The 2,193-nt window shown below is 59.9% G+C and carries 1 protein-coding gene and 1 tRNA gene; one reads left to right on the top strand and one right to left on the bottom strand.

Translation table 11 applies throughout. The annotated features are described in order from the left end of the window. The first annotated feature begins 419 nt into the window (after positions 1-419). Positions 420-2,111: a recombinase family protein gene (locus tag BV911_RS18610; RefSeq protein ID WP_086055029.1), complete on the top strand. Its 1,692-nt coding sequence runs from the start codon at positions 420-422 to the stop codon at positions 2,109-2,111. Here the strand turns inward: BV911_RS18610 and BV911_RS18605 are convergent. Beyond that, positions 2,068-2,144, bottom strand: a tRNA-Met gene (locus BV911_RS18605). The two genes, BV911_RS18610 and BV911_RS18605, sit on opposite strands and share 44 nt — an antisense overlap. Between the last annotated feature and the right edge of the window lie 49 nt (positions 2,145-2,193).

Here is a 2,193-nt window from a genome sequence, read left to right as displayed (position 1 = left end):
CGGATGGCTTCCAGTGCCACCTTTGCCTTGAACTCCGCAGAATAGCGCTTTCGTTTTGTCATCTCAGGTCGGTCCTTCGTCAGTCGCTAAAGCTTAGCAACTGGTCCGAATTCTTGCGACCACCTCTCAGCATCATTAAAGAACGTCCCGGTCAGCGCGCCGCGGGCGAATGGGAGACCTCGGCCTATGGCACGGGATCAGGAAAGACATGCCGGACGTCAGGCGGCGGGGCAAAAGCCCCCTTCCCGCGATACGTCTGCCACCCACGTTAATGATGTCTCACTTGCCAACGGCCCATCCGCCCAGCAGTCTCGCGATCAGCTTCACCTCCTGATGCGCGCGCTCGCCCGCGAGCTTGCCCGGCAGGACCACGAGCGCTCCCGAGAATAGCTGCCCATATTCAATGAAAGGATTTCGTCATGCCCCAATTGCGCGCTGCGATCTATGCCCGCTTTTCCAGTGACCTGCAGAGCGACGCCTCCATCGACGATCAGATCCGCCTCTGCACCGAATATGCCGCGCGTCAGGGCTTCGAGGTTGTCGCGACCTATTCCGACCGCGGCATCTCGGGCGCGAGCCTGATGCGCAGCGGGATCCAGAACCTGTTGCGCGACGCAGGCACAAATACCTATGACGTCATCATCGCGGAAGCGATCGACCGCCTGTCGCGCAATCAGGCCGATATCGCTGGGCTTTATCAACGGCTGCAGTTCCAAGACCGAATGATCGAGACGGTGTCGGAAGGCAGCATTTCCGAGATGCATATCGGTCTCAAGGGAACGATGAACGCATTGTTCCTCAAAGACCTCGCGGCCAAAACCCATCGAGGCCTAAGGGGGCGTGCCCTCGCAGGCAAATCCGCCGGAGGCAAAGCCTATGGATATCGGAATGTCGTCAAACGCGACGACCAGGGAGAGCCGATCAAAGGGGACCGCATAATCGACGTTACCGAGGCGGCCATCGTACAGCGAATTTTCTGCGACTATGCGGGCGGCATGTCCCCCAAAAAGATCGCCGAAGCTTTAAACGGCGAACAGATCTCCGGCCCCACGGGGCGCGGATGGGGAGCCTCCACCCTGCATGGCAACCGCGAGCGCGGCACCGGAATCCTCAACAACGAACTCTATATCGGCCGCCAGATTTGGAACCGCCTGACCTACGTCAAGGACCCGGACACCGGCAAACGCATTTCGCGGCTGAACCCGTCTGAGTCTTGGGTGATCACCGACATTCCCGAGCTTCGGATCATCGACCAGGACCTTTGGGATGCGGCGCGAGCGCGGCAAGGCATAATGAAGGTCAAGAATACCAGCGTGCCGATCTGGGATCGGCGCCGCCCGAAGACCCTTCTCTCCGGGCTGATGCGCTGCGGCTGTTGCGGCGGCGGGTTTTCCAAGATGACCAAGGATCGCTTCGGCTGTTCCACCGCGCGCAACAAAGGTAAATCCGTTTGCAGCAACATGCGGACCATCGCCCAGAAAGACATCGAGGCTGCGGTGCTTGATGCGCTGCAACATAATCTGATGGATCCGGATGCCCTCGAAGTGTTCTGCGCGGAATACGCCAAGGAGCGCAACCGTTTGCAGGCGAAGGCGACGGCGGGCCGGACGACGCTCGAGAAGCAGCTCGCGACAGCAAAACGCGATCACGCAAAGCTGGTTGATGCGATCGTCGCAGGCGTCCCGGCCGACCAGGTCAAAGACCGCATGCTCACGCTGGATGCGGAACGCATCAGGCTGGAGCGGCAGCTCGAGAACGCCCCCTCGCCCGATCCGATCCGCATCCATCCGAAGATGGCGCAGAGCTATCGGACCAAAGTGGCGGAGTTGATTGCCAGGCTTGGCGGCAGCGACGGATCGTTTGCGGCGAAGGACGCCTTGCGCGGGTTGATCGAGCGGATCGTGCTGCATCCCGACGGCGAGAGCCACGGTCTTTCGATTCATCTGGAGGGCGCGCTTGCAGGTCTTCTGTCGCTGTCGCTGCAGGGCGCGGATATATCCGGCCCCAAACGCAAAACGCCACCTGATCTTGCGGATCAAGTGTCTGATATTGTTGGTGAGTTAGTATTGGTTGCGGGGACAGGATTTGAACCTGTGACCTTCAGGTTATGAGCCTGACGAGCTACCGGGCTGCTCCACCCCGCGACAGGGTGATTGGATCGTTTGAGAGATACGTTTGTTATGGAACGGCTTA

This window comes from Pseudoruegeria sp. SK021 (assembly GCF_002119405.1).
Classification (GTDB): Bacteria; Pseudomonadota; Alphaproteobacteria; order Rhodobacterales; family Rhodobacteraceae; genus Meridianimarinicoccus.
This window is presented reverse-complemented; position numbering and strand designations above follow the sequence as displayed.

Coding starts and splice junctions, on each gene's coding strand:
- BV911_RS18610 (WP_086055029.1), top strand. CDS start 420: ATGCCCCAATTGCGCGCTGCGATCTATGCCCGCTTTTCCAGTGACCTG.